Raw genomic sequence first — 26,954 nt, forward strand, 5'->3', positions numbered from 1 at the left:
CTTTCCTGATTCGCGGTGCAGCTTTCAGCTTGTAGCGTGCAGCTCCTCTGGAAGTGGCTGCTGACGTCCCGCTGGCCAGTGGTGAGCAGGGTAGTGCGTCGTGCCCCATGCCAATAGCACTGCCGGGCTTTCGCCTTGTAAATCCGAGGGTGGCTGCAGGCCCAGGCAGTGGAGGGCGGCGGTGAGTAGCTGGCTGGCACGAGCGGGGTCGAGGGCTTCGCTGCCTGCGGACTTGGACAGCTTCAGGTTCCGACCATCGGTGACCACCGGTAGATGCGCATACTCAGGCACAGGCCTGCCCAGGCATTCCAGCAGCCAGCGCTGGCGCAGGGTGGAATCGAGAAGGTCGGCTCCCCGCAACACATGGGTAATGTTTTCATCCGCATCGTCCAGGGCGCAGGCTAGTTGATACCCGAACAGGCCGTCGCGACGACGAATGACAAAGGCGCCACCGTCACGGTGCAGGTTGTTGGTGATGGCCCCCTGAATGCCATCCTGGTAGCTCAGCTCCCGGTCGGGAACCTGCAAGCGGATGGCGGTATCGTTGGCGGCGGGCACAGCGGCGCTGATGCCGGGGTGGTTATGATCCAGGGTGGCCAGCTGTTTGCGGGTCAGTCGGCAGGGAAAGGCATGGCCGCTGTCTAGCAGGGAGTCCACCGTTTGCTGATAGGCGGAATGCCGCTGACTCTGGTAGTGCACCGTGCCATCCCAATGCAGCCCGAAGGTGTCCAGCTGACGCAGGATGGTATCGGCGGCGCCGGGCATTTCCCGGGGTGGATCCAGATCATCCACTCGCACCAGCCATTCTCCGCCCGCATGGCGCGCTTCCAGCCAACTGGCCAGCGCAGCCACCAGCGACCCGAAATGCAGGGGGCCGGAGGGGGTGGGGGCGAAACGTCCGCGATAGGTCATAAAGGCAGTGAACAGTGAATAGTGAATAGTTAACAGCGGCGCGCCATGCCTGTGTGAGGAGTTTAAACGCAAGAAGCCGCGCACAAGGGCTGGGCGCGGCTTCAGGCGTTTCAGGAACAACAGCCCGCTATCGCGAGCTGTTAACTGTTCACTGTTAACTCTTCACTGGTTTATCCGGCCAGCTGCTTTTCCTTGATCTCCGCCAGTTCCTTGCAGTCGATGCACAGGTCGGCGGTGGGGCGGGCTTCCAGGCGGCGGATGCCGATTTCGATGCCGCAGGCTTCGCAGAAGCCGTAATCATCCTTGTCTACCAGATCCAGGGTCTTCTCGATCTTCTTCAGAAGCTTGCGTTCGCGGTCGCGGGTACGCAGCTCCAGGGCAAACTCTTCTTCCTGGGTGGCGCGGTCTGCCGGGTCGGGCAGATTGGCCTGTTCGTCCTGCAGATGGTGCATGGTGCGATCCGCTTCTTCCATCAACTCCTGGCGCCAGGCCAGCAGAATCTGGCGGAAGTGTTCGCGTTGCTTCTCGTTCATGTACTCCTCGTTTTTGGCTGGCATGTAGGGCTTGAAGCCGTGCATTTGAGCCTGCGAGGCGGATGAGGCGGTTTTCTTTTTCACGTTTGCTTTTACCTGAGCAGAAGAGGTGGATCGGCTCGGCGAAGTCCCTTTGCCGGCAGTCGCGCTCCGTGCGTTACCGGTATTCGATGCGTCTCTGGCAGCGGCCCGGGCCGCTGCCGATGCCTTCCCGGAGGTAGGCAGTTTTGTTCTGGGTGCAGCGGGTGCTGCTTTTTTGGCTGCCGTTTTTTTGGCAGCGGGTTTGCTGGCCTTCGCCGGCTTGGCGCTGGCAGCAGTGGATTGGGTCTTGCTGGCGGTGGGTTTTGCCGCCGGCGTGCTGGCCGCTTTTTTGGCGGAGGGCTTACTGGCTGGTACCTTTGCTGCGGCTTTTTTGACCGGAGCTTTCTTTGCGGTGGCTTTCTTTGCAGCGGGTTTCGCTGCGGGCTTTGCGGTGACAGCTTTTTTCGCCGGTGCCGTTTTTTTGGCGACCGCTTTTTGGGGAGTGGTTTTTTTCACAGAGGCCTTCTTGGCCGGCGCCTTTTTAGCGGCAGGCTTGGTGGCGGGTTTCTTTACGGCAGCTTTTTTGGCTGCGGTTTTGGCTGGGGCCTTTTTGGCCGCAGGCTTTGCAGTCACCTTTTTCGCCGCTGCTTTCTTGGCCGGAGCCTTCTTCACGGCAGCCTTCTTGGCTGGCGCCTTGCGGGCAGCGGTCGATGTAGTGGCTTTCTTGCTGCTGGAAGCAGACCCGGTAGTTTGTTTTTTAGCCGCCTTTTTCGGGGCTTTCTTTTTGCCGGTGGCCATTTTGAGTAACTCCCTTAGCATCTTCGCGACTCTCTATCCTGTCCCACTATCCCTGGGGCCCGCTTGATATCACCAGGCACGGGCGTAATGTAATCTTTTGACCTTACCCCGTCAGGGTAAGTCTTGTCACCAGTTGGTGAAAATCTGGCCGATTATAGCCATGCCACCCTTATAGGAAAGAGGAATCTTGTGATAACGCTGTCGCACTTCGCCGAACAGATCCCACCCTTCCATGTTATGGCGCTGCTGGAGCGAGCTCAGCAACTGGCTGCTCAGGGGCACGATGTGATTCATCTGGAAGTGGGCGAGCCGGATTTTGAAACCCCGGCGCCGGTGCTGGAAGCCATCGCTGCCGCCACCCGTGACCGGGGGACCGGCTACACGCCAGCGGCAGGGCTGCCTGCTTTGCGCCAGGCGATTGCCGATGATTATCGGGAGCGGTTTGCCGCTAACGTGTCACCGGCGCAGATCGTGGTGACGCCAGGTGCTTCGGGGGCGCTGCAATTGGCGCTGGCGGCTCTGATCAATCCCGGTGACGGCGTATTACTGAGCGATCCGGGCTACCCCTGTAATCGCCAGTTCGTGAATCTGGTGGGCGGTAAACCGCAGCCGCTGGTATTAAAGGCAGACAATCACTTCACCCTGACGGCCAGTGAGCTGCTGGGGGCCTGGCAGCCGGATACCCGCCTGGCCATGGTGGCCAGCCCGGATAATCCCACCGGCAATATGCTGTCACTGGACACCCTGCAGGCCATGGCTGAGGGGGCGGCACAACGAGATGGGCTGCTGCTGGTGGACGAAATCTATCAGGGGCTTTGTTATCGAGGGCCGGCGGAGTCGGTGTTGTCGCGTACCGATCAGGTGCTGGTGATCAACAGCTTCAGTAAATATTTCTGTATGACCGGTTGGCGTCTGGGCTGGCTGGTGGCACCGGAACCGCTGGTGCCGGCCATTGAGCGGCTGGCCCAGAATCTGTTTCTGGCACCCTCCACCCCGGCGCAGTACGGTGCGCTCGCCGCGCTGCAGGAGCCTTCCCTGACTATCCTGGAACAGCGCCATCAGCTGTTTGCTCGCCGCCGCCAGTGTCTGCTCAATGGGCTTGCTCATCTGAAGTTGCCGGTTGTCTCCAATGCTGACGGTGCTTTCTATGTCTATGTGGATGTGAGCCACTGGACCGACGACAGCTTCGCCTTCTGTGCGGACCTGCTGGAAAAGGAAAAGGTGGCCATGACCCCGGGCCTGGATTTCGGTGAGGGTCATGCCCATGGCCGCTATGTGCGGCTGGCGTATACCTGCGCCGAGTCTCGTCTTGTGGAGGCTCTGCACCGGCTGGGCCATTACCTGGAGTCCCTGTGAAGTTTTCTCCTCCCCTGGAAAAGGTCACGCTGCTGCGACGCTACAAGCGGTTTATGGCCGATGTGGTGCGCGCCGATGGCAGCGAAATGACCGTGCACTGTGCCAACACCGGCTCCATGAAAAACTGCGTACTCGGTGAGCCCCAGCAGGCGCTGATCTCCGACAGCGGTAATCCCAAGCGCAAATATCGCCATACCCTGGAAGCGTTGCAGGTGGGCCATGGCCATTGGGCCGGGGTGAATACCAGCCGGCCCAATGCGCTGGTGGAAGAGGCGATCCGCGCCGGGCGTGTTGACGCACTGAGCCCGGACACCGGTGTGGAACGGGAAGTGAAATACGCTGACAGCCGCTTTGATCTGGCATTGGGGGAGCGCAGCGATCCCCACACTTTTATTGAAGTGAAAAACGTCACCCTGGGGCCGGCGCCCGACGACACGGATGATGGAATCATTGCCTTCCCGGATTCCGTCACCGAGCGTGGTCAGAAACATCTGCTGACGCTGATGGACGTGGTGGCATCCGGTAAGCGGGCGGTGCTGTTTTTCTGTGTGCAGCACAGCGGCGCATTGGCCGCCCGGCCGGCGGACGAAATTGATGCTCGCTATGGAGAGCTGCTGCGCGAGGCGGTGCAAAAGGGGGTGGAGGTGCTGGCGTGGAAGGTGGCGTTATCGCCAGACGATTTCCGGCTGGAAAAACCCTTGCCGATACAGTTGTAGGAGTTCCTCTCGAGGGACGAACCACGCGTTAGCGTGGGAAACGCCTCAGAGGCCAGCAACGTCGTTTCTGTGAACCGGGGCGCCTTCAGAGTGACCGGGCACAACCCCTGCCTCGCCTTTTCCCTCGCCGTGGCTCGGATTCGTCCCTCGAGAGGAATTATTCGCTTCGCTCACCCTTCGGGCCGCACGGAACTACGTGCGTTACTCCGCTGCGCTACGTTCCTACAGCGGCTTTGTAGAAAACACGGTGCTTGTTGTCTTTTAAAACCTATCGCGCCGCGAGCGACGCTCCTACAGAAATTCGCTGTTCCTCTACAGGGGGGTCTGCAAACTGCGCAGCTGCTGCTGCAATAATTCCACCTGGACCCGCCAGTAGTTCATCGATTCAAACCAGGGAAAGGCGGGCGGGAAGGCCGGGTCATCCCAGCGTTTGGCGAGCCAGGCGTCGTAGCAGATGATGCGGCGCGTGCGTAATGGCTCGATCAGGGAAACCTGCTGCCAGGGGAAGGGCAGAAAGGTGTCGTAACCGCTGGCGAGGACCCGTAGCTGATGTTGTTGTTCGTCCTGTTCGCCGGACAGCAGCATCCAGAGATCCTGCATGGCGGGCGCGCGCAGGCTGTCGTCCAGATCCACAAAATGCGGTTTGTCATCGCGCCACAGGATGTTGCCGGTGTGGCAGTCGCCGTGCACATTGAGCAGCGGAAAATCCACGTCGCTCAGGCGTTGTTCGATGGTCTCCAGCAGTTGGCCCGAGACATCCCGATACTGGCCACGGTAATTCAGGTCCACCACGTCATTGATCAGAAAGGTGCTGGCGGCACGAATGTCGGCGACCGGGTCCATGGTGTGGCGGAGCTGATAGGGCCGGTCACTGCCGCAGGCATGCCAGCGGGCCAGGGTGCGGCCGAGTTGTTCCAGATGGTTGTCGTTGTCCAGCTCCGGCGCGTGGCCACCCGCTCTGCGGAAGACCGCAAAGGCAAAGCCGTCGCAGTGGAACAGGGTGGTGCCATTCTTTTCGATCGGCGCAACCACGGGCAGATCCCGCTCCACCAGAAACAGGCTGAAGGCATGCTCTTCGAGAATCTGTTCGTCGCTCCAGCGCTGCGGGCGGTAGAACTTGACGATTACCGGCGGGCCCTCTTCCTGGCCCACCTGGTATACCCGGTTTTCGAAGCTGTTCAGTTGTAGCAGGCGGCCGTCGCTCAGGAAGCCGGCGGCGTCTACCGCATCCAGCATGTAATCCGGGGTAAGGTCATCAAAGGGGTGGCTCATGCCGGTTGTGTTACCTCGCCCAGCCAGACTTCGTCGCCGCGAACTTCCAGGGGGACAGGTATCAGCTTGTCACCGCTGCAGGGGCCGGACAAGCAATTGCCAGTATCAATGTCGAACAGGGCGCCGTGGTTGGCGCACATGAGAAATTGGTTGTCGCCATCCATGAACTGGTCGGGCATAAAGTTCAGTTCGATGCCCAGGTGCGGGCACCAGTTGATGTAAGCGTGCATCTGGCCATCAAATTTGACCACGATGACGGGCTGGCCGTCTTTCTGAAATTCCCGCGCGCTCTCGTGTTCGATGTCGTTCACGTTGCAGATGTGTTCCATGGCGTACCTGTGTGCTGTTTATCGGGCGGAGTGCAGCACATCCCCGCCGTTTTTGGGGCTGGCAGAGACGGCCTGTGGCCATGTCTGCCCTTCAAAAAGTGGCGGTTAATCGCCGAGTAAGGTCTGGCGCATTTCCTGATGCACGTCCGCTGAAAGGCGTGGGCCGAATTCGGTCACCAGCCGGGCGGCGGCCGCAGAGGCCAGTTTGCCGGCAGCGGCAAAATCGTGCCCGTGGGTGATGGCGTACAGGAAGGCACCGGCAAACATGTCGCCGGCACCGTTACTGTCGATGGCCTTCACGGGCACCGGATCGATGTGATGGGTCTGATCGCCATCCCATACCAGCGCGCCTTTGGCGCCCAGGGTGATGACGGCGGAACGGCATACGGTCTTGAGCTTTTCCAGGGCCGCTTCCGGGCTGTCGGTATCGGTGTAGCTGGTCGCTTCGGCATCGTTGCAGAACAGCAGATCCACACCGTCACCAAGCATGTCGGACAGGCCGTCCTTGAAAAACTGCACCATGGCCGGGTCGGAGAAGGTCAGTGAGGTTTTCACGCCATGCTTCTCGGCCAGTTGGCGCAGTTTGATGGCCGCCGCCCGGGAGCTGTCACCGCTGACCAGATAGCCTTCCAGGTACACATAGTGGCTGGCGGCGATGGCGGCTTCGTCCAGCTCCGCTTCGGAAACCTGACTGGAAATACCCAGATAGGTATTCATGGTGCGTTCCGCATCCGGTGTCAGCATGACCAGACATTTACCGGAAATGCCGGTGTCGCGGTTGCCGTTCATGTTGGTGTCTACGCCGGCGGCGGTCAGATCGTTGACAAAGATGTCGCCGGTAGCGTCATCGGCCACCTTGCAGGCGTAGTAGCTGTTGCCACCGAAGTAGCGGGTGGCGACCACGGTGTTGCAGGCAGAACCGCCGCTGGTCTGTTTATGAGGCTCGGCTTCGTCGGCCAGAGCAGCGATCAGCTCCGCCTGACGGGCTTCGTCCACCAGGGTCATCAGGCCCTTGCCTACCTCCATGCGCTCAAGGAAGGCGTCGCTGACCTCGATTTCTGTATCCACCAGGGCGTTGCCGAGGGCATAAACGTCGTATTTTTTCGTCATGGAGGCTCCGTGTTTCGGTTCGGATAAGCAAGGGCGGCTATTATGGGCGCCCCGGGTCCGGTTGCAAAATTTACTCAAATCACTGTGAAGGGAACGGATAAGGCAAGAGAGACTCATAAAACACTCACACTTTTCTCTATACTCCGTGCCATGGCGAAAAAAGCGAAAAAGTCCCCCGCACGATCGCGGCGGCAACCAAATCGGAAAAAACGTAGCAGCGGACAACAACGCCGCTGGTTCAGCTGGTCCTTTGTGGGCAAGGCAGCGTTGGTGTGCCTGGTGCTGGGGGCGGCGGGACTGGCCTACCTGGATGCGCTGGTACGCGAGCGTTTTGATGCCCATGTCTGGCAATTGCCGGCGCGGGTGTATGCGCGACCCGTAGAGCTTTATGAAGGCCGCGTGCTGTCCCGCGAGGACATGCTCAAGTTGCTCGATCTGATGCGCTACCGGCGCGATTCCCGTGCGGCTACCCCTGGCAGCTATGCGGTGCAGGGCAACAGCCTGCTGCTGCATACCCGCGGTTTCAACGACAGTGATGGCGGCGAGAAGGCCGAGCGAATCCGGTTGAGCCTGTCCGGCGGGCAGATTCGTTCCCTGGAGGCCGGTGGTGATCGGCTGGCTCGCCTGGAGCCGTTGCAGATCGGCAGCATCCATCCCCAGCATGCGGAAGATCGGGTGCTGGTGCCGCTGGACAAGGTGCCGCCGTTGCTGGTGGAGATGCTGATCGCCACCGAAGACCAGGCCTTTTACGACCACCATGGTATTTCCCTGCGCGGTCTGGCCCGGGCCATGCTGGCGAACGTCAAAGCCGGGCGGCTGGTGCAGGGCGGCAGCACCCTGACCCAGCAACTGGTGAAAAATTTCTGGCTCACCTCCGAACGCACCCTGTCTCGCAAGCTCCTGGAAATGCCCATGGCCATGCTGCTGGAGCTGCATTACAGCAAGGAGCAGATTCTCGAGGCTTACCTCAACGAGGTGTACCTGGGACAGGACGGTGCCCGGGCCATTCATGGCATGGGGCTGGGTGCCCAGTTCCTGTTCGGGCGCCCCCTGGAAGAGCTGGAACCCCATCACCTGGCGACCCTGGTGGCGCTGCTCAAGGGGCCCAGCTGGTATGATCCGCGCCGTCACCCGGAGCGTTCCCTGGAGCGTCGCAACACGGTATTGAAGGTGGCGCTGGATGAGGGGGCCTTGTCGAAAGCGGATTACGATAAATACAGTAACCGCTCCCTGGAAGTGGTGCCGCGTGGGGCCTCCGCGCTTTATGCCTTCCCTGCCTTTATTGATCTGGTGCGCCGCCAACTGGCACGGGATTACCCGCCGGAAGTGCTCAGCGATGAGGGGCTACGTATCCACTCCACGCTGGATGTGCTGGCCCAGCTCGCGGCCGAAGGGGCGCTGCGCGATCACCTGGACCGTCGCGATCCTGACGAAACCAAAAAGCTCAATGGTGCCGTGGTAGTGGTAGCGCCCGCCCAGGGCGATGTGCTGGCGCTGGTCAGCAATCGCAGCTCCCGGGAGGCCGGCTTCAACCGGGCCCTGGATGCCCAGCGCCCGATCGGTTCGCTGGCCAAGCCGGCGGTGGTGCTGTCAGCGGTGAGCCAGCCCAAGCAATGGTCCCTGGCTACCCTGGTGGAAGACGGGCCCGTGGAAGTGACGCTGCCCAATGGCACCACCTGGTCGCCGCAGAACTTTGACAACCAGGCCCGTGGCGCCATGCCGGTGGTGGATGTGCTGACCTATTCGCGCAATCAGGGTACCGCTCGCCTGGGGCTGGATGTGGGCCTGGACAAGGTGGCCGGCACCATGAAGACCCTGGGGGTGACCCGCAATATTCCCCTTTATCCCAGTATTCTGCTGGGCAGTCTGGAGTTGACTCCGTTCGAGGTGGCGATGATGTACCAGCCTCTCTCAACGGGCGGTTTCAGCACTCGCCTGCGCTCCATTACCGATGTGCTCGACAAGGAAGCCAAGCCGTTGGCCCGCTACCCGGTCAATACCGACGAGGTGGTGGATGCCGGCCCGGCTTTCCTGACCCAGTGGGCCATGCAGCAGGTGGTTGAGAAAGGGACCGGCCGTGCCGCCCGGGCCTCGCTGCCGCAGGATCTCAAGGTGGCAGGCAAGACCGGCACCAGTAACGATTTCCGTGACGCCTGGTTTGCCGGTTTCTCTGCCAACCATCTGGCGGTAGTCTGGGTGGGCCGGGATGATAACCGCAATGCGGGGATTACCGGCTCCAGCGGTGCCTTGCCGGTATGGGCGCAGCTGATGGGCAAGCTGCCCCAGCGCAGCCTGTCGCAGACGCCGCCGGCCGGGGTGGAATGGGTATGGATGAACCCGGATGGCAAGCGCGTTAGTGCTGAGGGGTGCGGCGATGCCCGTCGCTACCCGATGCTGGAAGCCTCGATTCCCCAAGACAGCGACGGCTGTGGCTCGGTAAAAGAAGCCGGGAAAGGCATCAAGGGCTGGTTCAAGGGGCTGTTTGACTAGCGTTGCAGCAAACTTTTACCACTGAGAACACAGCGTTCGATAAGGCCGGTCCCGGTTACAGCTGCAGATCGTCTGCATTCCCAGCCGGGTCTTGCCGTGGCGCTGTTCAAGGATAGTCAGGATGTTGAGTGTGCAAAGGCTTGTTCAGCTGATGCTGATCAGTATGGTGCTGGCGGGCTGTGCGGTCCGTCCTCCGGTGGAGGAACCGGCAGAGCCGATGACCGCCAGTCAGGAACTGGAAGGCTCGCCGGCACTGGGTCTGTTGAGTCGGGCGGAACAGGCCCGTCAGCAGGGGCAGACATCGGCTGCAGAGCGTTATCTGGAGCGAGCCCTGAATATCGCCCCGGATTCCTCCTGGCTGTACAAGGAGCTGGCGGGGTTGCGGCTTTCCGAGGGTGATCCTCGCGGTGCGGAGGGCTTCGCCCTGAAGGCGCTGCGCCTGGCTCCCGACCATGACGATTACCGGGCCGGCTTGTGGGATCTGGTGGCCACTGCCCGCGATCGCCAGGGTGACAAATCCGGCGCCCGTCAGGCCCGCAGCAAGGCGACGGCGTTGCGCAATCCCAAGGCCAGGCCGGTATGACACCGGCGGTGCAGGCTGCGAAAAAGGCCGGCGTTTCCTTTCAATTGCACAGTTATGACCATGATCCCAAGGCGCAAAGCTACGGGCTGGAAGCGGCGGACGCCTTGCAGCTGCCCCCGCAAACCGTCTTCAAGACGCTGCTGGCACTGGTGGATGAACAGCCGGTGGTGGCCATGGTGCCGGTGGCTCATCAACTGGATCTGAAATGTCTGGCCCGCGCCCACGGCGGCAAGAAAGCGGCCATGTGTCCGGGGGACAAGGCGCAGCGCCTGACAGGCTATGTACTCGGTGGTATCAGTCCGCTGGGGCAGAAAAAACAGTTGCCGCTGTATCTGGATTTTAGTGCCCAATCACACAATCCCATCTACATGAGCGCCGGTCGGCGCGGCCTCGAAATCGCCATGGCGCCGGGTGATTTGCTGGGACTGACCGGTGGAAAAATGGTGGCGCTGGTTCGCGACTGACTCACTACGAAGCCACTGTAGGAGCGGCGCTTGAGCCGCGAACCGCGCGCCAGCGCGGAAATCGCCTGAAAGGCGATCAGGAGCTTCCGAACTCGACAGGTCTCTCTAGAGGAGGCCGCGAGTAAACCGCACCGCGTTTTCCTCGCCAAGGCTCGGATTCGCGGCTCAAACGCCGCTCCTACAGGTGGTTTTGGGCGACGCTATTATACCTTCGCAAACGCCTTGCGCGCCGCCGCAATGGTGGCGTCGATGTCCTCATCGCTGTGTGCTGCTGACACGAAACCGGCTTCAAAGGCACTGGGGGCGAGATACACGCCCTGGTCCAGCATTGCGTGGAAGAAGCGGTTGAAGCGCTCGCTGTTGCAGGCCATCACGTCGGCAAAGCTGCTGATGCGGCTCTGGTCGGTGAAGAACAAGCCGAACATGGCGCCCGCTTGCGCGGTGGTGAAGGCGACGCCTTCGGCGTGGGCGGCTGCCGTCATGCCATCCAGCAGGCGGGTGGTTTTTTCTGTCAGCGCCTCATGGAAGCCGGGTTCGCTGAGCAGGTTGAGGGTGGTCAGCCCTGCCGCCATGGCCACCGGGTTACCGGACAGGGTGCCTGCCTGATAGACCGGGCCCAGCGGTGCCAGGTGTTCCATGATGGCTTTCTTGCCGCCAAAGGCGCCCACCGGCATACCGCCACCGATGATCTTGCCCAGGGTGGTCATGTCCGGGGTCACATCGTAGAGCGCCTGGGCGCCGCCCAGTGCCACCCGGAAGCCGGTCATGACTTCGTCGAAGATCAGCACGCTGCCGTGGTCATCACAGTACTGGCGCAGGGCCTGCAGGAACGCCTTGGTGGGCGGCACGCAGTTCATGTTGCCGGCCACCGGCTCGACGATGACGGCGGCAATCTGGTCGCCGTATTCCTTGAAGGCGGCTTCCACGCTGGCAGCGTCGTTGTAATCCAGCACCAGGGTGTCGCCGGTCACGGCGGCGGGGACGCCCGGTGAGCCGGGGATGCCCATGGCGCCGGAACCGGCTTTCACCAGCAGGCTGTCCACATGGCCGTGGTAGCACCCTTCGAATTTGATGATCTTGTCGCGGCCGGTATAGCCCCGGGCCAGGCGGATGGCACTCATGGTGGCTTCGGTGCCGGAGTTGACCATGCGCACCATGTCCATGGAGGGCACCAGTTCGCAGACCTTGTCCGCCATGGCTACTTCGGTGGCGGTGGGGGCGCCGAAGCTGAGGCCGTTCTGCACGGCTGCCTGCACGGCGGCAATCACCTGGGGATGGTTGTGGCCAAGGATCATCGGGCCCCAGGATCCCACGTAGTCGATGTAGCGGTTGTCATCTTCATCGTGCAGATAGGCGCCGCTGGCGGAGTGGAAAAACACCGGGGTGCCGCCTACGCTTTTGAAGGCTCGCACCGGGGAATTTACACCCCCGGGAATGTGTTTCTGGGCCTGACGGAAAAGCTGTTCGGAGTGCTTGCGGCTCATGGGGAGTCCTCTTTGTCTGGCTGTTGGCGATGCCTGGCATCGCAGGCCGCGCGGGCGGCGGGTGTGCGCCTGAGCACACACGGGAAATTACGGTTGATGATGTCGTCGGGGCATGAAGACCCCGTGACACGGGCGAGCCTGTGATCCATGCGGAAAGTTATGTGACAACGGAGCAAAGCCAAAACATCCAGATCAAGGCGAGAAAGCGCAGGACTAGTGGGTCTAATTCAAGTTTTCTCAACACAGAGCTGGGTGTTTTGGCGCAGCGAACTGTTACAGAACTTTCCGCATAGATCACCAGGGCCCGCCACGGAAAGTGGCGGCATTATGAGGGGTGAGTGACGGCTTGGCCAGTAGGGCGTCCGGGGGTTAGGGGGTGGCCGCTGTCGGCGCCAGATCCTTGATCCAGTATTGCTGCTCGTCATCCGCCATGCGTGGATCGAAATCCAGGCGGATATGGCGGGGATAACCCTGCTCTGGGTGGTAGTCCACCTCTACCTGGTGCCACCCTTTGCGTTGTTTTTCCTCAATCAGGGCAAACCAGGCTTCCACGGTGCGGGCCAGGGGGCGCAGCTCCTGGTTAGCCGGGTCTTCAAGCCGGGCCTGTTGGTCGCTGACCAGGATGCTGGCGGGCTGCAGCGCTCCTGGGCCGCAGTAGCATTGCTGGCTGGCCTGGTAGCGGTAGTGCTCCAGGCCCTGGCCGGCCCAGCGTTGTCGGGCCTCGGCCAAGGGATTGTTTTCGCTGGCGTTGCTGCCCGCCTGGCAGGCGGACAGCAGGGTTGCAAGCAGCAGCATTATCAGCGGGCGCGAGCTCAGCATGAGGCACTGCCTTTACGGCGAAGCAATACCAGCAGTGCCAGCAGGCCAGTCAGGAAGCCTGCGCTGCCGCCGTCATCGCCGAAATCTTGTGGCGGAGTGTCGTCGCTAAGGGTGTTGTCATCGCCGGTTGGGGTGATGTCGTTGTTCAGGGCGATGGCCGCCGCCGCCGAGGGCGTGGAGCTGCCGGCACTGTTGAGGCTGGCGACCCGGTAGCGATAACGGTTGCCGATGGTGACTCGGGTATCGGTGTAGCGGGTGCTGTTGGCATTCAGCTCGGCGATGGCCTGCCAGGCCAGCCAGGTGTCGCCGTCCCGGCGCTGGCGTTCGATGCGGAAGCCGAATTCATTGTCGGCATTATCCTGCCATTGCAATACCGCGGTGGTGTTCTGGCGCTGTGCCTGCAGGTTGTCAGGGGCAGCCGGTGCGCGCTCGAAGAGCCGCTCCGCGCTGTTACTGAGCGGTGAGGGGCTTACGGCATTGAAGGCCTGCACCTGATAGCGGTATAGCGTGCCTGCGAGGACTGAGCTGTCATCGTGGCGGCTCTGGTTGCTGCCCAGCTCGGCGAGGCTTTGCCATTCACTCCAGGTCTGCCCGTTGAATTGCTGGCGCAGAATCCGGAAGCCGGTTTCGTTGTCCGCATTGTCCTGCCAAGTCAGGCGGACGGCGTCTTCCAGCAGGCGGCTGGTCAGGTTGGAGGGCGCTTCGGGTCGTGAACCAAACTGAATCTCGGCCAGATTGGAGGGGGCGGAAGCCAGAGTGGCGTTATGGGCAATGACACGGTACTGGTAGCGCTCGCCGAGCACAGCGGTGCTGTCCAGGTATTGCGCACTGTCCGCGGCCAGATCTTCGACAAGACGGGTCCAGACTGTCCAGCTGCCATTGCTGTCCCGGCGGCGCTGGATTTCGTAGCGTTGCTCATTGTCCGCCTGATCGCTCCAGGTCAACTGGATGCCGCCGTCCGCCAAGGTCGTGGCCAGGTTGGCCGGGGCATCCGGTGTGCCTTCGACCATGATGCTGACGATGTTTGAGCTGTCGCCGGTGATGTCGTTGCCTTCGGCAATGACCCGGTATTGATAGTTGAGATCAGTGTCGATGCCGGTGTCGGTATGGGTCTCGCTGTCTGTCGGAAGGCTGATCAGCGGCGTCCAGCTGTTGTTGTTACTGGAGCGCTCGACCCGGTAACCGGTTTCGGTAAATGCCCGGTCGGTCCAGGTCAGAGTCACCTGTGGTGGCTCCTGCTGGACCTGGGCCTGCAGGTCGTTGGGCTGGCTGGACACAATGTCATAGGCCAGAGGAGTGCTCAGTTGGTTGTTACCGGAAAGGATGTCCTTCACTTCGCTGCCACTGATCGTGGCTGTCTGTGTCAGGAGAGCGTCAGCCGGGGTGCTGCTGATGATGCGTAGTGTCAGGCTGGCAGGGGCGAAGGGCGGTGTCAGAGAGCAGCTATAGCTCCGCTGATCCGGGGCAATGCTGCAGTCACCATCCGGCAGGGTCAGTTGGTCGATCCGGGCATTGCTGAGACTCCCCTGCAGCTGGATCTGGTCCGGTGCCCGGGAGGCTTGCTGGTAGTCCACGGTAAAGGCCAGCGCCAGGGTGGTGCCGGTGCTGTTATCGAAGCGCTCAGGGTTGGCATTATCGGCGCTGAATCCTGCATCCACCGGGTAGTTGAAGCAGGCATCGTGGTTGCCCAGGCTGTCGACCTTGGCGGTCATCTGGTTTACCGAGCAACTGGAAAAGCCAGTGGCGCTGCCGTCAGCCCAGCTGGACATGATGTAGCCATTGCCGCAGTAACGTTCCGGATTTTCCTCCTGGTCGGCTTCCACATTGTCGTGGTTGGCGCCGAAGTTATGGCCGATCTCATGGGCCATGACCACGGCAGTCAGGGGAATGTTGACGTATTCCTGGGTGACGCCGGTGGCGTAGCCATTGGTATTGCAGAGGGTGCCGACATAGGCAAGGCCCACCGTGGAGCCGTCGAATTCACGGCCGGAGAGCAGTTCCATCAATGGGCTGGCCGTGCTGGTGTCGGCGAAGGAAAAGCCGTGGTACTTCTCACGCAGATCTACCAGCAGTTCATTGGCGCTGGTGGATTCCAGCAGCAACTCTTCGCTGGGAAATTCCACGTGCAGGGTATCGAAGACCATATTCAGGTCGTTGCGGTAGAAACCGTCGATGATGTTGAGCAGTTCCACCACCTTGTCCTGGTAGGTATCCGGGTGCTTTTGTTGAAACAGGTGGTCGACGATCAGGTATTTCTCCGGCAGCAGGCAAACACCGTCCACCTGCTCGGTGCACATTTCTTCCAGGGTGGCTGCGGCAATGTGGTACTCGCCTGAACGAGCGCTGGCTCCTTCCCGGGTCGGCAGTTCCAGGGAGCTGTGGGTGCCATTGCCTACGCCGCAGGTGCCGGGCGCCTGCAGGCTTTGCAGGGAACGGGCAACGGGGAGATTGTTATGCTGGCTGAACGTGTCGCTGTCGATAACGTGCATTTCGCCATTCAGTGACACGACCCCGGACCAGTTATCCTCGAGCTGGGACAGACGCACCCAGCTTCCCGGAACCTGTTCCAGAGAGCCGCTGTAGTGATTGCCCTGAAGGAGTTTGCGATCCGCATCGGACATGCCGATCCGGGCGGTGCTGGGTTCCAGTACCGCCCGGTAACGGCTGCCATCGATGAACAGTTCGGTGCTGGCTTGTGGATCTGCAGCGGCGACATGACTGCCCGGGAAAAGCAGGGTAGCCAACAGCAGGCCATGCCAGGATGCCAGTGGCCGATGAAAGCGCATTGCCATGGGTGGTGCTCCCCTCTTACTGGGTTTTTCGTATTTTAGGTGTAGTTACTTCGGTGTAGACGTTGCGGGGGATTTTGCGTACCTGCGGGCGGGTATGTTGTGCGGCGTATCCCATTCCTCGCTATCTGAACGGGCGTGCAGGGTTATTTGAGGTTCAGACAGCGTTAAACAGGGCGCTGAGCTGCTGCGCGGCCCGCTCTACCTGGTCGGGAGCGGGGGCGGAGAAAAGGGCGTGGATTACGGCCAGAGCGTCGGCACCCCGCTCCAGTAGCTGGCCGCCGTTGTCGGAATTAATGCCGCCGATGGCGACCAGCGGAATCGTCAGCTGTTGACGGGCCTGGTCGAGGATCGCCGGATCAGCGGGCGGAGCCAGGGGTTTGGTGCGAGAGGGGAAGAAGCGGCCGAAGGCCACGTAGTCGGCGCCTGCAGCGGCGGCCTGCTCTGCCAGTGCCAGATCGCTATGACAGGTAACGCCAATGATCTTGCCTGGGCCCAGCAAGCGTCGGGCGCGGGCGATGCCGCCGTCGCTCTGGCCGATGTGGACGCCGTCGGCATCAATGTCTGCGGCCAGGGCGGGATCATCGTTGACCAGAAAGAGGGCGTCATGCTGCCGGCACAGGGCTTGCAGCTGGGCGGCCCGATGGCGCCGTTGCGCCGGGGTGGCGGTCTTGTCCCGGTATTGCAGCAGCCGGGCGCCACCGCGCAGGGCCGCCTCTGCGGCTGGCAGTAATTGCCGATCACGAATCAGGGCCGGGTCAGTGATGGCGTACAGGCCATGGATGGCGGGGTGCTTCATCGCCGATCGGGCACATGTTGGCCCTGGCCCGGGCGGAAGGCGTTGCGCAGGAAGCGGTCCACATGGGCCTGGCCGTCTGCCACCGCATTGGCCAGGGATTCCCCGTGGCCGCGCAGGCAGGCGATGGACGAGGCCAGGGTGCAGCCGGAGCCGTGATAGCTGTGTGGCAGACGCTCCCAGTTCCACTGTTGCTCACCGTCGGCGCTGAACAGATGGTTGGTGACCTGGTCGGTGTCGTCGTGGGTGCCAGTGATCAGAGTGGCGCAGCCGGTGCGTTTAACCAGCTCGCCGCCGCAGTCGGCGACGGTGACCTGACCGCTGAGAGCCTGGGATTCGGGCAGGTTCGGGGTCATCACATCGCAGTGGGGCGCCAGTCTTTCCAGCATGGCGTCGGCCAGGGATTCGCTGGCCAGACTGCCGCCGGCTTCGGCGGCCAGCACCGGGTCGAGCACCACGGGCACGCCGGGCAGTTGCTGCAGCAGCTCGGCGATGAAGTCGATGATGGCTACGGAACCGGTCATACCGATTTTCACTGCCTGGTAGTCGTAGTCTTCCAGCAGGGTGGCTGCCTGCTGACGTAACAGATCCACGTCGGTGAGCCGGAAACCGCGCACGTTCTGACTATTCTGCACGGTGAGCCCGGTGATCAGGGTGGAGGCAAAGCCGCCCAGGGCGCGAATGGTTTCAATGTCCGCATGGATGCCGGCGCCCCCGGAAGGGTCGTGGCCAGCGATGACGAGAATATTGGTTTTCATAAAAGAACGCCTGGCGCTTGACGCCTGACGTGCGGGCGATCTTCTCGTCCGGTGTCAGGCGTGCAGCGTTTTTCAGAATGGTCGCACTACCGCCAATATAACAATGGCCACCAGCAGAAACACGGGGATCTCATTGAAGATCCGGTAAAACTTGTCGCTTTTGGTGTTGGCGTCGGCGGCGAATTTTTTCATGTAGGCCAGGCAGACATGGTGATAGCCGATCAGGAGAAACACCAGGGTTAGCTTGGCGTGCATCCAGCCGAAACCTTTATAGGCTTCCCAGTTGGCCATCAGCATCCACAGGCCCAGCAATACGGTGACGATCATGCTGGGGTTCATGATGCCCCGGTACAGTTTTCGCTCCATCACCTTAAAACGCTCCCGGCTGACGGTGTCTTCCGCCATGGCGTGATAGACGAATAGACGCGGCAGGTAAAAGATGGCGGCAAACCAGCAGATCACGGCGATCAGGTGGAACGCTTTGATCCAGAGCAGGTGGTCAAGGGCGAACTGCATCATGATGTGGCAAATCTCCGGAGTGTAGTGAGTGGAGGGATCGGAAGTCAGAGCGTAGACTATACCGACTTCCTGCCATTGTTTCGTCAACCTGCACTGATTGCCAAGGAGTCCCGTGAATAAGCGGCCACGCCATCGTCGTCTGATGCGTTACTACCTGTTTCGCACTCGCCGCGTGAGTCGTCGTCAGCTGGGGTCCTGGGAAGACTGGAAGTTGCGCGCGGTGTTCTGGATCGGTGCCGTGCTGGTGGGGTTGTTGGTGGTGGCGTTCGCCTGGGTGGCAGAACTGGCGTCACACACCTTTATCCAGATACACGAACAGTCGCCACTGTTGCCGGTGCTGATCACGCCGCTGGGCATGCTGTTGATCGTCTGGTTGATGCGACAGCTGGGCACCGAATCCCAGGGTAGTGGTATTCCTCAGGTGCTGGTGGTGCTAAAGCAGCGCTACCATTGGCTGCGCCCCACCTTTCTTTCTCTGCGTGTCATCTTCGGCAAGTTCATTCTGACCTGCCTGGGGTTGCTGTGCGGCGCCAGTATCGGGCGCGAAGGCCCCAGCGTTCATATGGGCGCGGCAATGATGTATTCGGTGGGTCGGCTGGGGCGCCTGAATCAGAAATATGTGGATAATTCCCTGATCGTGGCCGGTGGTGCTGCCGGGGTGTCGGCGGCGTTCAATGCGCCGCTGGCGGGGATTGTTTTCGCCATCGAAGAATTGTCCGGCTCCTTCGAGCAGCGCACCAGCGGTACCCTGATCCTGGCCATTGTTCTCTCCGGGGTGGTGGTGCTGATGATCATGGGGCACTACAGCTTTTTCGGTCACCCGCAGGGCGCCCTGGATATTACCCGGGACTGGGCGGCGATTGGCGTCACCGGGCTGGTGTGTGGTCTGTTCGGCGGTCTGTTCAGTCGGTTGCTGATCAAGGGCAGTCAGTTTCTTTCTCCCCATGCCAAGGCGCACCCCTATCGAGTGGTGCTGATGTGCGCGCTGGTGCTGGTGTTGCTGGGGTTGCTCACCGGCGGTGCCACCTACGGCAGTGGCTATGAGCAGGCCAGTACCCTGCTGGACGGAGAGCACCCGGGGAACTGGAGTTTTGCCCTGGCCAAGATGTCCGCCACTCTGGTGTCCTACTTCACCGGTATTCCCGGCGGGCTGTTCTCGCCGAGCCTGGCTGCGGGGGCCGGGTTCGGCAATGTGATTGGCGGTTTCTTCCCGGAGTCTTCCCTGGTGGGGATTACCCTGGTAGCCATGGCCGCCTTTCTGGCTGGCGTGATCCAGCGTCCCATTACCTCTTTTGTGATCGTCATGGAGTTGACCGGTAACCGCCATGACATCCTGCTACCGCTGATGGCCGGGGCGTTTCTGGCAACGGCGGTGGCCAAGCTTGTCTGGGCTCGCCCGCTCTATGATTCTCTTGCCGAGCGTCTCTCGGATGGGCGTGGCATGGCCCTTGAAAAGCCCCGGGAAAAAGGCGATGACGGGGGAGCGGAGTCGGCCGCGGGCAAGGAATCCGAACGGCAATTGCCCGGATAAGTTGCCGGCCCATGGTGGCGCCCCTATCATGCGGGGTCATTTGTGAACCTGAAGCTACGGCTTCAGGGTGGATGCATGGCGCAAGAATTTGTTGCCACAGGAGATTTTCTGAACAAGTGTCGTATCAGGGAATACGATCGACCGAAGACTTTCTTTGGAAAATAATAGTTTCTGTGGCGGCAAAGGCTTGTGTCAGGCGCCGCGATGACGTCGTGGCTTCAGGTTAAATGCAGTTCCCTGATTAGCAGGGTGGAGAATGATATGGCAGAGCCCCTCAAGGTCGGCGTAGTTGGTGGCACCGGATACACCGGAGTGGAGTTGTTGCGCCTGCTGGTCAACCACCCCCATGTGGCTCTCGATGTGATTACCTCTCGGGGGGAAGCCGGCACCGCCGTGGCGGACCTGTTCCCTTCCCTGCGGGGACGCACCGACCTGGTCTTTAGCGAGCCGGACGTGAAGCGGCTGGCTTCCTGCGACGTGGTGTTCTTCGCCACCCCCCATAATGTGGCCATGCGCATGATGCCCGAGCTGATGGACGCCGGGGTGCGCGTGGTGGATCTGTCTGCGGATTTCCGGCTGCGTGACCATGAATTGTGGAGCGACTGGTACGGCGAACCGCACGCGTGCCCGGAATTGCTGGCGGACGCGGTGTACGGCCTGCCGGAAGTGAACCGGGAAAAGCTGCGTGATGCGCGACTGGTGGCCTGTGCCGGCTGCTATCCCACTGCCATCCAGCTGGGCTACCTGCCGTTGCTGGAAAACGGCTGGATCAAGCCGGAGCAACTGATTGCCAACGCGGCCAGTGGGGCCAGTGGTGGCGGCAAGGGTGCCAAGGTGCCGATGCTGCTGGCGGAAGCCGGCGAGAGCTACAAGGCCTATGGCGCCAGTGGTCACCGTCACCTGCCGGAAATCAAACAAGGTTTGGCGGATATCGCCGGTGGGCCGGTCAGGGCCACCTTTGTGCCGCACCTGATTCCCATGATTCGCGGTATTCACGCCACCCTCTATGGGCAGCTCAACGACCAATCGCCGTCCCTGGAAGAGATCCAGGCGGCCTACGAGGCTCGTTACGCCAATGAGCCCTTTGTGGATGTGATGCCGTTGGGTAGCCACCCGGAGACCCGTTTCGTGAAAGGCGCTAACACCTGCCGGATTGCCTTGCACCAGCCCCGGGGCGAGAACGTGATTGTAGTACTGTCGGTGATCGACAATCTGGTCAAGGGTGCCTCCGGACAGGCGGTGCAGGCCATGAATATCATGTTCGGGCTGGATGAAGGGGCGGGACTCGCAGTCGTTCCGCTGATGCCCTGATATGGCGCGCAAACCGAAAAGCCGGGCAGGCATTGATGATGTGATGTTGATGCCGGTGAGCCCGTCCCGCCAGAAAAAACGCCGCCGGTTGTGGACCGTAGCCCTGTTGATCCTCGCCGTAGTGCTGTTTGCCGGCGGTTTCTGGACCGGTAGCAGTGGCGCCCTGGATACTTCTGCGGCCAACCAGCGCCTGCGCAGCGATCTGAAGAGCACCAAGCGTGAGTTGGAAGCGGCCCGCAATGAGCTGGCTCTGTACCGCACCGATACCGAAGTTACCCGGGAGGCTCGGGAGACCCTGCGCCAGGAGATAAAATCCCTGCGTGATCAGGCTGCCGAGCTGGAAGAGGCGGTGGTGTTTTACAAGAGCGTCATGGCCCCGGGCGCAAGCGAAGGGCTGCAGATTGAAAAAATGGTGCTGCAGCCGGATGATGAAAACGGCTTTTACCGTTACCGGGTGGTGCTGGTGCAGGCAGGAGATAACCGTAATTATCTGTCCGGCGACATCAGTCTCACCCTGCGTGGCAGTCGCGAGGGGGAGTCTTTTTCCCGGAATGGAACCGACTGGCTGGAAGATGGCAGTGAGACGCGCTTCCGGTTTCGTTACTTTCAGGAGCTGAGTGGCCGCTTTCAGGTACCGGAAGGGGTGGAGCTGGAAGCCGTGGACGTAGAAGCTGAGAGCGGCGGCAGAAACCGTTACCAGATACAAAAAACCGTAAAATGGCAGTAGGAGAGACCCGTGCTTGGCCGAGACAAGAAATCCGCAACAGGTAGTACATCCGGTTCGTCCCAGGATTATCGTAACCACACCCTGGTCGCGCCCAGCGCCACGGTTCGGGGCGATATCGAATTCACTGGTGGCCTGCACGTGCAAGGCACCGTGGAAGGCAATATCAGTGTGGGCAAGGACGGTGGCCGTCTGATTATTGGTGAGACCGGGGTGGTCAAAGGGGAGATTCAGGTGCCCAATGTCATCATCAACGGTCGTGTGGAAGGGGATGTGCACGCCACCGAGAATCTGGAGCTGGCCGAGAAAGCCGCCGTGGAAGGGAATGTCTATTACCTGATGATCGAAATGGTCATGGGGGCCCGGGTAAACGGCAAGCTGGTGCGGCTGGACGATGAGCGTCGCAACCTGCCGGCACCGGATGCCACTGGCAAGAATGCCGGCAAGACCGCGACCAAGGCTGCGGCAGCTGAATAATTCTTGACTGTTTTAGTCGGGTACTGGAACATAATCAGCCCGTAGGCCGTTCCGGCCACGGGCCAATCCGCCATCCGTTGCTAGCGAGAGTATGACCGAAACCGCCCCGATCTCATTCACCGATGCCGCCGCCGCCAAGGTCAAGGAACTGCGTGACGACGAAGGCAATCCGCAACTCAAGCTGCGCGTGTATATCACGGGGGGAGGCTGTGCCGGTTTTTCCTACGGCTTCACCTTTGATGAGGCGGTCAACGACGACGACACCATCGTTGAAAAGGAAGGCGTTACCCTGCTGGTCGATGCCATGAGCATCCAGTATCTGGATGGTTCCCAGGTCGACTACGAGAAGGGGCTGATGGGCTCGCGCTTTGTGGTCAGCAACCCCAATGCGGCCACTACCTGCGGTTGCGGGTCTTCCTTCTCCGTCTGACGCCGGACCTTCTCGCTCGCCCTAGTACACAATAGGCCCGTCCTGCAGCATGATGCGTCTTGCTTGTTGCATCTCCTGCTGTCACAAAACATTCACCATTTGATCAACTTTCCGTCGTTTTCGTGGGTGACACTGTCCCCATGATGACTACGAAACCCACATTTCAAAGAATGACCGCCGCGGATACCCGTGCCATGTGCTGGTTGCTTCAGCAGCCCCAGGCCGCCCGTCGTGCCCGCATGGCCCGCCTGGTGTCCCGGCTCGGTGATGGGCCCTTCTATGTGGCCCTGACACTGCTGATCTGGTGGATGGATCGGCAGGGGGGCAGCGAGTTTGCCCTTACCGCCATGGCCGCCTACGCGCTGGAAGTGCCGCTGTTCGTACTGCTGAAGCACCTGATCAAACGACCACGGCCAGCGGATGCGCTGGAAAGCCTGTCTGCCTTTATCCAGCCGGCAGACCGCTTTAGCTTTCCCTCCGGCCATACCGCCGCTGCCTTTGTGATGGCATCCCTGCTCTGCGTATTCTATCCGCCGGTGATGCTGCTGGCCCTGGGTCTGGCGGTGATGGTGGGGCTGTCACGGGTGCTGCTGGGCGTGCACTACCCCAGCGATATCCTCGCCGGCGCCACCCTGGGTATCAGCTGTGCCATGTTTGCGCTCTGGCTGGTTTAGTTCTCCCTCCTCTCGACGATCCTCTTCCGCCCTGGCCATAGGTCCGCACATTTTTCTATACCTCCCCGTAGGAGCGGCGTTTGAGCCGCGAACCTGCTTGCGATAAAGGCCGAATGGTTCGCGGCTCAAGCGCCGCTCCTACGGGGGGGGGGTGGCGAGGTAATGAGCGGCTGCTCTTCGCCTTTCAGGGCAGGGTGACCTGGCCCAGAATGGTTTCCCTGGACGCCCCGGTGACCACCGGCGCATTTCCGCACTGTCCTTCCAGCCGTGCCCATGCCAGCCAGGCAAAGGCGGCGGCTTCTACCCAGTCCGGGTGAAGGCCTTCGCTTTCGGTGCTGATCACCGGAATTTCCAGATGATGCTGTAGCCGTGCCAGCAGGTGGAGGTTGTGGGCGCCGCCGCCGCAGACCAGCAGCTGCTGTGGGGCGAAATCCGCCAGCGCGTCGCTGATGCTGCGGGCGGTCAGCTCGGCCAGGGTGGCCTGAACCTGTTGAGGTTCACTGTGGCCTGGCAGGTGTGGTTTCAGCCAGTCTGCATGGAAAAGCTCGCGGCCGGTGCTCTTGGGGGGTGGCAGCCGGAAGTAGGGATCATCCAGCAGCTTTGCCAGTAGCCTCGGGTCTGGCTCGCCTCCAGCGGCCCAGTCACCGTTGCGGTCGAAGGGTTGCTGGCGGTGCTGCCGGGTCCAGAGATCCATCAGTACATTACCCGGCCCTGTATCGAAACCGCCCAGCAGGGTGTTGCCGTCCAGCAGGGTCACGTTGGCCATGCCGCCGATGTTGGCAATGGCGCGGCGCTGGCCGGGTCGGGCAAACAGTTGTTGGTGGAAGGGCGGGACCAGGGGTGCACCCTGGCCGCCCAGTGCCATGTCCTTGTTGCGGAAATTGCTCACCACGGTGATGCCGGTTTCCACTGCCAGGGTATCCGGGCAGCCCAGCTGCAGACTGAAGCCGTTTTCGCCGGGCCGGTGGCGAACTGTCTGGCCGTGGCAGCCAATGGCGCGGATCTGCTGTGGCTTCAGGCCGGTCTGTTCCAGCAGGGTCTGGCAGGCCTGTGCATAGCATAGGGAGAGTTGGCGGCTGACGGCGCCGGCCCGGTCAATTTCGTTGTCGCCGGGCTGACAGAGGGCCAGCACCGCGTCTTGCAGAGGGTCGGGCAGCGGCTGGTTAAGGGTGGCCTGCAGGGAGAAATGTCCGTCACCGATCCGGGTCAGCACCGCGTCGATGCCATCCACGCTGGTGCCGGTCATCAGACCAATTAGGTAATCGCTGCGGATGTCAGAGGACATCGCTGCTGGCCAGGGTTGAGGCCTCGGCGAACAGGGTCATCTGGGCCTTGAGGCGATTGGCGGCAATCAGAAACTCCGAACGCTCATTGTCGTTGATGCCCCGCGCCTTGGGCAGGGGCACGGTGAGTGGATTGCGGTGAGAGCCGTTAATGCGGAATTCGTAATGGAGGTGCGGCCCGGTGGCGAGGCCGGAGGCGCCCACATAGCCAATGGTCTGGCTCTGTTTGACCCGTTTTCCTACGCGGATGCCCCTGGCGAAGCCGCGCATGTGTGCGTAGAGGGTGGTGTAGATCTGGCCGTGTTTGAGGATGATCACGTTGCCGTAGCCGCCCTTTACTCCGGCAAAGATCACCTTGCCGTCGCCGGCGGCCTTGATCGGGGTGCCGGACGGGGCTGCATAGTCGATGCCCTTGTGGGCGCGAATCCGGTTGAGTACCGGGTGTTTGCGGCTCAGGTTGAAGCGGGAACTGATTCGGGAGAAAGCTACCGGGGTGCGGATGAACTCCTTGCGCATGGAGTCGCCCTTGATATCCAGGTATTCCACATCGCCGGACCGGGTTTCGTAGCGGAAGGCGGTCAGGTGGCGGTCCTGATTCCAGAACTCGGCCATCAGGATGTCGCCCTCGCCGACTTTCTCGCCATCCAGATACAGCTCTTCATAAATAATGCGGAACCGATCGCCCCGGCGAATATCGAGGACGAAATCCACGTCCCAGGCAAACAGGTTGGCCAGCTGCATGGTGAGCTTGTCGCTGATGCCGGCAGCTGCGCCGGCCAGAAACAGGGAGTCAGTGATGTCCGCCTCGGCAAAGCGGGTCTGCTTCTGGTATTCGCGCTGGCTCAGGCGGGTTTCCCAGCCGCCGCCCCTGAGGCGGGCAGTGAGCGTTTCCACTTTGGAGGGGTGGTACTGCACCTGAGTCAGTCGGTTGTCGTTATCCACGGTGACCTGGAGGGTTTCGCCGGGGCGGATCTTGGTCAGCCGTTGCAGCTTGTCGTCGCTGTTGATCAGGGCAAATACCTGGCCGGCGCCGACGCCCAGCGGTTGCAGCAGCGAGGACAGGCTGTCACCGGCTTGTACGGTCAGGATTTGCCACTCTGGTGCCTGTGGGGCTTGCGGCTGGGGCTCGGGTTTGCTGGCCGGTTTGGCCGGTAGGGAAATCGTCTTGGCCTGTTGTCTGGGTTGTTCCGGGGGGCTGTCAGGGCTAAGAGCAATAAGGATGACGCCGCCCAGCAAAACCATGCTCAGCAGTAAATGGGTGCGGGGGAACTGGCGCACCAGCCTGCCAGCAGAGGATAAAAGTTCTTTCATGGAGAGTGTGAAGGACCTGGTTGGGTAAAAAGCCGGTCGTGCCCGGGAGGCACAGCGAAAACTGACCTGCAAAGATACCTGCCTTCTCTGGCCGCGTTCAAGTGCTACAATAACCGGCTTTCTCGCAGGGGCTTTATTCCTGTGTTAACGGTACCCGGACAGTATAGAGGTAGGCATGGCCACGGTGGACGAACAACTGGCGCTCATTTCCCGCGGTGCGGATGAAATCATCCAGGAAGACGAATTGCGGGAAAAACTGGCCTCTGGCCGGCCCCTGAAGATCAAGGCAGGCTTTGATCCCACCGCCCCGGATCTGCATCTGGGGCATACCGTGCTGATCAACAAGATGCGCCAGTTTCAGGAGCTGGGCCATCAGGTGATTTTCCTAATTGGTGATTTCACCGGCATGATCGGTGATCCCACCGGCAAGAGTGCGACCCGACCTCCGCTGACCCGGGAGGATGTGCTGCGCAATGCGGAGAGCTATAAAGAGCAGGTGTTCAAGATCCTTGATCCGGCGAAAACCCGGGTGGTATTCAATTCCGATTGGATGAATGAGGTGGGTGCTGCCGGCATGATCAAGCTGGCCGGGCAGTACACCGTGGCGCGGATGCTGGAGCGGGATGATTTCGACAAGCGCTACAAGGGTAATCAGTCCATTGCCATCCATGAGTTTCTCTATCCGCTGGTACAGGGCTATGACTCCGTGGCGCTGGAGGCGGATGTGGAGCTGGGCGGCACCGACCAGAAATTCAACCTGCTGATGGGGCGTACCCTGCAGAAGGCCTACGGCCAGGCCCCGCAGATCTGTCTGACCATGCCGATTCTGGAGGGGCTGGACGGGGTGCAGAAGATGTCCAAGTCGCTGGGGAACTACGTGGGAGTGAATGATGCTCCCGGGGAAATGTACCGCAAGCTGCTATCTCTTCCCGACAGCCTCACCTGGCGTTACTATGAATTGCTCAGTTCCTGCTCCAACGAGCGTATTGAGGGGCTGAAGGCAGAGGCGGACACGCTGGGCTCCCCGCAGGAGGCCAAAAAGGCCTTTGCGCTGGAGATGGTCGAGCGGTTCCACGGTGCTCAGGCAGCGGCGAGTGCGCCCAAATCTGCGGGTAACCAGATTGCCCTTGGCGAGATCCCGGATAACGTGCCAGAAGTGCTGGTTGAGCTGGAGGGAGAGGAGGAAATTCGCCTTTTCCAATTGCTTGCCAAGGCAGGCCTGACTAAAAACGGTAAGGCGGCCAAGGATGCATTCGGGCGGGGTGCGGTCTATCTGGATGGTGCCCAGCTCACCGAGGAGCGCAGTTTTGGCCGGGGCGAGAGTCTGGTGCTGCAGGCCGGCAAGAAGAAGATAGCCCGGGTAACGCTCAAATAGGCCGGAATCGATGGTTTTTCCAGCGATTTGAGCAGAAAGTGAGCGGTTGAACGGTTTTTCAGAAAAAGTGCAAAAAAGGGTTTGACTCC

26 protein-coding genes are annotated in these 26,954 nt (G+C 61.2%); 13 read left to right on the plus strand and 13 right to left on the minus strand.

What is annotated here, in order from left to right; genetic code table 11:
• Window positions 1–24: 24 nt before the first annotated feature.
• Together gluQRS and dksA are read right to left on the minus strand one after the other, a co-directional pair.
• Window positions 25–912, minus strand: coding sequence for a tRNA glutamyl-Q(34) synthetase GluQRS (gene gluQRS, locus ACMG4M_RS03530; protein ID WP_414430729.1), 888 nt, complete (start codon window positions 910–912; stop codon window positions 25–27).
• A 170-nt stretch (window positions 913–1,082) separates the two neighbouring features.
• On the minus strand, window positions 1,083–1,490 hold the full coding sequence (dksA, locus tag ACMG4M_RS03535; protein ID WP_052042879.1) for an RNA polymerase-binding protein DksA: 408 nt from the start codon (window positions 1,488–1,490) through the stop codon (window positions 1,083–1,085).
• A gap of 64 nt (window positions 1,491–1,554) precedes the next feature.
• Here dksA and ACMG4M_RS03540 point away from each other — a divergent pair, with 64 nt between their 5' ends.
• The 3 genes from ACMG4M_RS03540 (at window position 1,555) to sfsA (ending at window position 4,336) form a co-directional block, all read left to right on the plus strand.
• Window positions 1,555–2,331 carry a hypothetical protein gene (locus ACMG4M_RS03540; RefSeq protein WP_414430730.1) on the plus strand — a complete coding sequence of 259 codons (777 nt, stop codon included), beginning with the start codon at window positions 1,555–1,557 and terminating at the stop codon, window positions 2,329–2,331.
• A 122-nt stretch (window positions 2,332–2,453) separates the two neighbouring features.
• Window positions 2,454–3,620, plus strand: a complete 1,167-nt coding sequence (locus tag ACMG4M_RS03545; protein WP_414430731.1) for an aminotransferase class I/II-fold pyridoxal phosphate-dependent enzyme — start codon at window positions 2,454–2,456, stop codon at window positions 3,618–3,620.
• Entirely contained in the window at window positions 3,617–4,336 is a 720-nt protein-coding gene (gene sfsA / locus ACMG4M_RS03550; RefSeq protein ID WP_414430732.1) for a DNA/RNA nuclease SfsA, read from the plus strand. The genes ACMG4M_RS03545 and sfsA overlap by 4 nt, the downstream gene beginning before the upstream one ends.
• Window positions 4,337–4,648: 312 nt before the next feature.
• Here sfsA and ACMG4M_RS03555 read toward each other — a convergent pair whose 3' ends face one another.
• The 3 genes from ACMG4M_RS03555 to ACMG4M_RS03565 all read right to left on the minus strand — a co-directional run bounded on the left by ACMG4M_RS03555 (window position 4,649) and on the right by ACMG4M_RS03565 (window position 7,047).
• Window positions 4,649–5,608, minus strand: a complete 960-nt coding sequence (locus ACMG4M_RS03555) for a serine/threonine protein kinase (RefSeq protein ID WP_414430733.1) — start codon at window positions 5,606–5,608, stop codon at window positions 4,649–4,651.
• Window positions 5,605–5,937 carry a Rieske (2Fe-2S) protein gene (locus ACMG4M_RS03560; protein ID WP_414430734.1) on the minus strand — a complete coding sequence of 111 codons (333 nt, stop codon included), beginning with the start codon at window positions 5,935–5,937 and terminating at the stop codon, window positions 5,605–5,607. The genes ACMG4M_RS03555 and ACMG4M_RS03560 overlap by 4 nt, the downstream gene beginning before the upstream one ends.
• A gap of 105 nt (window positions 5,938–6,042) precedes the next feature.
• A complete protein-coding gene (locus ACMG4M_RS03565; protein WP_414430735.1) occupies window positions 6,043–7,047 on the minus strand; it encodes an adenosine kinase in 1,005 nt (334 codons plus the stop codon).
• A 252-nt stretch (window positions 7,048–7,299) separates the two neighbouring features.
• On the opposite strand from ACMG4M_RS03565, the gene mrcB reads away from it, so the two are divergent.
• The 3 genes from mrcB (at window position 7,300) to ybaK (ending at window position 10,584) form a co-directional block, all read left to right on the plus strand.
• Window positions 7,300–9,537: a penicillin-binding protein 1B gene (gene mrcB / locus ACMG4M_RS03570; RefSeq protein ID WP_414430736.1), complete on the plus strand. Its 2,238-nt coding sequence runs from the start codon at window positions 7,300–7,302 to the stop codon at window positions 9,535–9,537.
• A gap of 121 nt (window positions 9,538–9,658) precedes the next feature.
• Window positions 9,659–10,120 (plus strand): tetratricopeptide repeat protein, encoded by a 462-nt coding sequence (locus ACMG4M_RS03575; protein ID WP_414430737.1) that lies wholly within the window; start codon window positions 9,659–9,661, stop codon window positions 10,118–10,120.
• Window positions 10,117–10,584, plus strand: coding sequence for a Cys-tRNA(Pro) deacylase (ybaK, locus tag ACMG4M_RS03580; RefSeq protein ID WP_277672966.1), 468 nt, complete (start codon window positions 10,117–10,119; stop codon window positions 10,582–10,584). The genes ACMG4M_RS03575 and ybaK overlap by 4 nt, the downstream gene beginning before the upstream one ends.
• Before the next feature lie 203 nt (window positions 10,585–10,787).
• Here the strand turns inward: ybaK and hemL are convergent, their stop codons facing one another.
• The 6 genes from hemL to hemJ all read right to left on the minus strand — a co-directional run bounded on the left by hemL (window position 10,788) and on the right by hemJ (window position 17,746).
• Window positions 10,788–12,068 carry a glutamate-1-semialdehyde 2,1-aminomutase gene (hemL, locus tag ACMG4M_RS03585; RefSeq protein ID WP_414430738.1) on the minus strand — a complete coding sequence of 427 codons (1,281 nt, stop codon included), beginning with the start codon at window positions 12,066–12,068 and terminating at the stop codon, window positions 10,788–10,790.
• Window positions 12,069–12,437: 369 nt separating this feature from the next.
• On the minus strand, window positions 12,438–12,887 hold the full coding sequence (locus tag ACMG4M_RS03590; RefSeq protein WP_414430739.1) for a DUF6174 domain-containing protein: 450 nt from the start codon (window positions 12,885–12,887) through the stop codon (window positions 12,438–12,440).
• The gene (locus ACMG4M_RS03595; RefSeq protein WP_414430740.1) at window positions 12,881–15,679 is read right to left on the minus strand and encodes a fibronectin type III domain-containing protein; all 2,799 of its coding nucleotides are present in this window, start codon (window positions 15,677–15,679) and stop codon (window positions 12,881–12,883) included. The genes ACMG4M_RS03590 and ACMG4M_RS03595 overlap by 7 nt, the downstream gene beginning before the upstream one ends.
• 154 nt (window positions 15,680–15,833) lie before the next feature.
• Window positions 15,834–16,475, minus strand: a complete 642-nt coding sequence (gene thiE / locus ACMG4M_RS03600; protein ID WP_277672969.1) for a thiamine phosphate synthase — start codon at window positions 16,473–16,475, stop codon at window positions 15,834–15,836.
• Window positions 16,472–17,230, minus strand: a complete 759-nt coding sequence (gene thiD / locus ACMG4M_RS03605) for a bifunctional hydroxymethylpyrimidine kinase/phosphomethylpyrimidine kinase (RefSeq protein WP_414430741.1) — start codon at window positions 17,228–17,230, stop codon at window positions 16,472–16,474. Before thiD ends, thiE begins: the two co-directional genes overlap by 4 nt.
• A gap of 72 nt (window positions 17,231–17,302) precedes the next feature.
• Window positions 17,303–17,746 (minus strand): protoporphyrinogen oxidase HemJ, encoded by a 444-nt coding sequence (gene hemJ, locus ACMG4M_RS03610; protein WP_035248526.1) that lies wholly within the window; start codon window positions 17,744–17,746, stop codon window positions 17,303–17,305.
• A gap of 115 nt (window positions 17,747–17,861) precedes the next feature.
• Between hemJ and ACMG4M_RS03615 the strand changes: the two genes are divergently transcribed.
• From ACMG4M_RS03615 to ACMG4M_RS03640, 6 genes are all read left to right on the plus strand, one after another.
• Window positions 17,862–19,280 carry a chloride channel protein gene (locus ACMG4M_RS03615; RefSeq protein WP_414430742.1) on the plus strand — a complete coding sequence of 473 codons (1,419 nt, stop codon included), beginning with the start codon at window positions 17,862–17,864 and terminating at the stop codon, window positions 19,278–19,280.
• A 261-nt stretch (window positions 19,281–19,541) separates the two neighbouring features.
• Window positions 19,542–20,591, plus strand: coding sequence for an N-acetyl-gamma-glutamyl-phosphate reductase (argC, locus tag ACMG4M_RS03620; protein ID WP_414430743.1), 1,050 nt, complete (start codon window positions 19,542–19,544; stop codon window positions 20,589–20,591).
• A gap of 1 nt (window position 20,592) precedes the next feature.
• Window positions 20,593–21,318: a DUF6776 family protein gene (locus tag ACMG4M_RS03625; RefSeq protein ID WP_414430744.1), complete on the plus strand. Its 726-nt coding sequence runs from the start codon at window positions 20,593–20,595 to the stop codon at window positions 21,316–21,318.
• Window positions 21,319–21,327: 9 nt separating this feature from the next.
• Window positions 21,328–21,792, plus strand: a complete 465-nt coding sequence (locus tag ACMG4M_RS03630; protein ID WP_035248466.1) for a bactofilin family protein — start codon at window positions 21,328–21,330, stop codon at window positions 21,790–21,792.
• A gap of 91 nt (window positions 21,793–21,883) precedes the next feature.
• Entirely contained in the window at window positions 21,884–22,222 is a 339-nt protein-coding gene (gene erpA / locus ACMG4M_RS03635) for an iron-sulfur cluster insertion protein ErpA (protein ID WP_035248468.1), read from the plus strand.
• Window positions 22,223–22,416: 194 nt separating this feature from the next.
• The gene (locus ACMG4M_RS03640) at window positions 22,417–22,896 is read left to right on the plus strand and encodes a phosphatase PAP2 family protein (RefSeq protein WP_414430745.1); all 480 of its coding nucleotides are present in this window, start codon (window positions 22,417–22,419) and stop codon (window positions 22,894–22,896) included.
• A gap of 184 nt (window positions 22,897–23,080) precedes the next feature.
• Here the strand turns inward: ACMG4M_RS03640 and ACMG4M_RS03645 are convergent, their stop codons facing one another.
• Complete coding sequence (locus ACMG4M_RS03645; RefSeq protein ID WP_414430746.1) at window positions 23,081–24,181, minus strand: anhydro-N-acetylmuramic acid kinase; 1,101 nt, start codon at window positions 24,179–24,181, stop codon at window positions 23,081–23,083.
• A complete protein-coding gene (locus tag ACMG4M_RS03650; protein WP_414430747.1) occupies window positions 24,171–25,490 on the minus strand; it encodes an OapA family protein in 1,320 nt (439 codons plus the stop codon). Before ACMG4M_RS03650 ends, ACMG4M_RS03645 begins: the two co-directional genes overlap by 11 nt.
• Before the next feature lie 175 nt (window positions 25,491–25,665).
• Between ACMG4M_RS03650 and tyrS the strand changes: the two genes are divergently transcribed.
• Entirely contained in the window at window positions 25,666–26,865 is a 1,200-nt protein-coding gene (gene tyrS / locus ACMG4M_RS03655; RefSeq protein ID WP_035248480.1) for a tyrosine--tRNA ligase, read from the plus strand.
• Window positions 26,866–26,954 lie beyond the last annotated feature (89 nt).

The organism is Alcanivorax sp. IL3 (assembly GCF_047495465.1).
GTDB classification, from domain to species: domain Bacteria; phylum Pseudomonadota; class Gammaproteobacteria; order Pseudomonadales; family Alcanivoracaceae; genus Alcanivorax; species Alcanivorax jadensis.

Bases quoted from the DNA above. Each gene is read 5' to 3' on its own strand.
- ACMG4M_RS03560 (WP_414430734.1), bottom strand. From the start codon at position 5,937: ATGGAACACATCTGCAACGTGAACGACATCGAACACGAGAGCGCGCGG.
- hemJ (WP_035248526.1), bottom strand. From the start codon at position 17,746: ATGCAGTTCGCCCTTGACCACCTGCTCTGGATCAAAGCGTTCCACCTG.
- hemL (WP_414430738.1), bottom strand. From the start codon at position 12,068: ATGAGCCGCAAGCACTCCGAACAGCTTTTCCGTCAGGCCCAGAAACAC.
- thiE (WP_277672969.1), bottom strand. From the start codon at position 16,475: ATGAAGCACCCCGCCATCCATGGCCTGTACGCCATCACTGACCCGGCC.
- ACMG4M_RS03565 (WP_414430735.1), bottom strand. From the start codon at position 7,047: ATGACGAAAAAATACGACGTTTATGCCCTCGGCAACGCCCTGGTGGAT.
- ACMG4M_RS03650 (WP_414430747.1), bottom strand. From the start codon at position 25,490: ATGAAAGAACTTTTATCCTCTGCTGGCAGGCTGGTGCGCCAGTTCCCC.
- gluQRS (WP_414430729.1), bottom strand. From the start codon at position 912: ATGACCTATCGCGGACGTTTCGCCCCCACCCCCTCCGGCCCCCTGCAT.
- ACMG4M_RS03595 (WP_414430740.1), bottom strand. From the start codon at position 15,679: ATGGCAATGCGCTTTCATCGGCCACTGGCATCCTGGCATGGCCTGCTG.
- argC (WP_414430743.1), top strand. From the start codon at position 19,542: ATGGCAGAGCCCCTCAAGGTCGGCGTAGTTGGTGGCACCGGATACACC.
- ACMG4M_RS03645 (WP_414430746.1), bottom strand. From the start codon at position 24,181: ATGTCCTCTGACATCCGCAGCGATTACCTAATTGGTCTGATGACCGGC.
- dksA (WP_052042879.1), bottom strand. From the start codon at position 1,490: ATGCACGGCTTCAAGCCCTACATGCCAGCCAAAAACGAGGAGTACATG.
- ACMG4M_RS03625 (WP_414430744.1), top strand. From the start codon at position 20,593: ATGGCGCGCAAACCGAAAAGCCGGGCAGGCATTGATGATGTGATGTTG.
- ACMG4M_RS03640 (WP_414430745.1), top strand. From the start codon at position 22,417: ATGTGCTGGTTGCTTCAGCAGCCCCAGGCCGCCCGTCGTGCCCGCATG.
- thiD (WP_414430741.1), bottom strand. From the start codon at position 17,230: ATGAAAACCAATATTCTCGTCATCGCTGGCCACGACCCTTCCGGGGGC.
- ybaK (WP_277672966.1), top strand. From the start codon at position 10,117: ATGACACCGGCGGTGCAGGCTGCGAAAAAGGCCGGCGTTTCCTTTCAA.
- ACMG4M_RS03590 (WP_414430739.1), bottom strand. From the start codon at position 12,887: ATGCTGAGCTCGCGCCCGCTGATAATGCTGCTGCTTGCAACCCTGCTG.
- ACMG4M_RS03575 (WP_414430737.1), top strand. From the start codon at position 9,659: ATGTTGAGTGTGCAAAGGCTTGTTCAGCTGATGCTGATCAGTATGGTG.
- tyrS (WP_035248480.1), top strand. From the start codon at position 25,666: ATGGCCACGGTGGACGAACAACTGGCGCTCATTTCCCGCGGTGCGGAT.
- ACMG4M_RS03555 (WP_414430733.1), bottom strand. From the start codon at position 5,608: ATGAGCCACCCCTTTGATGACCTTACCCCGGATTACATGCTGGATGCG.
- erpA (WP_035248468.1), top strand. From the start codon at position 21,884: ATGACCGAAACCGCCCCGATCTCATTCACCGATGCCGCCGCCGCCAAG.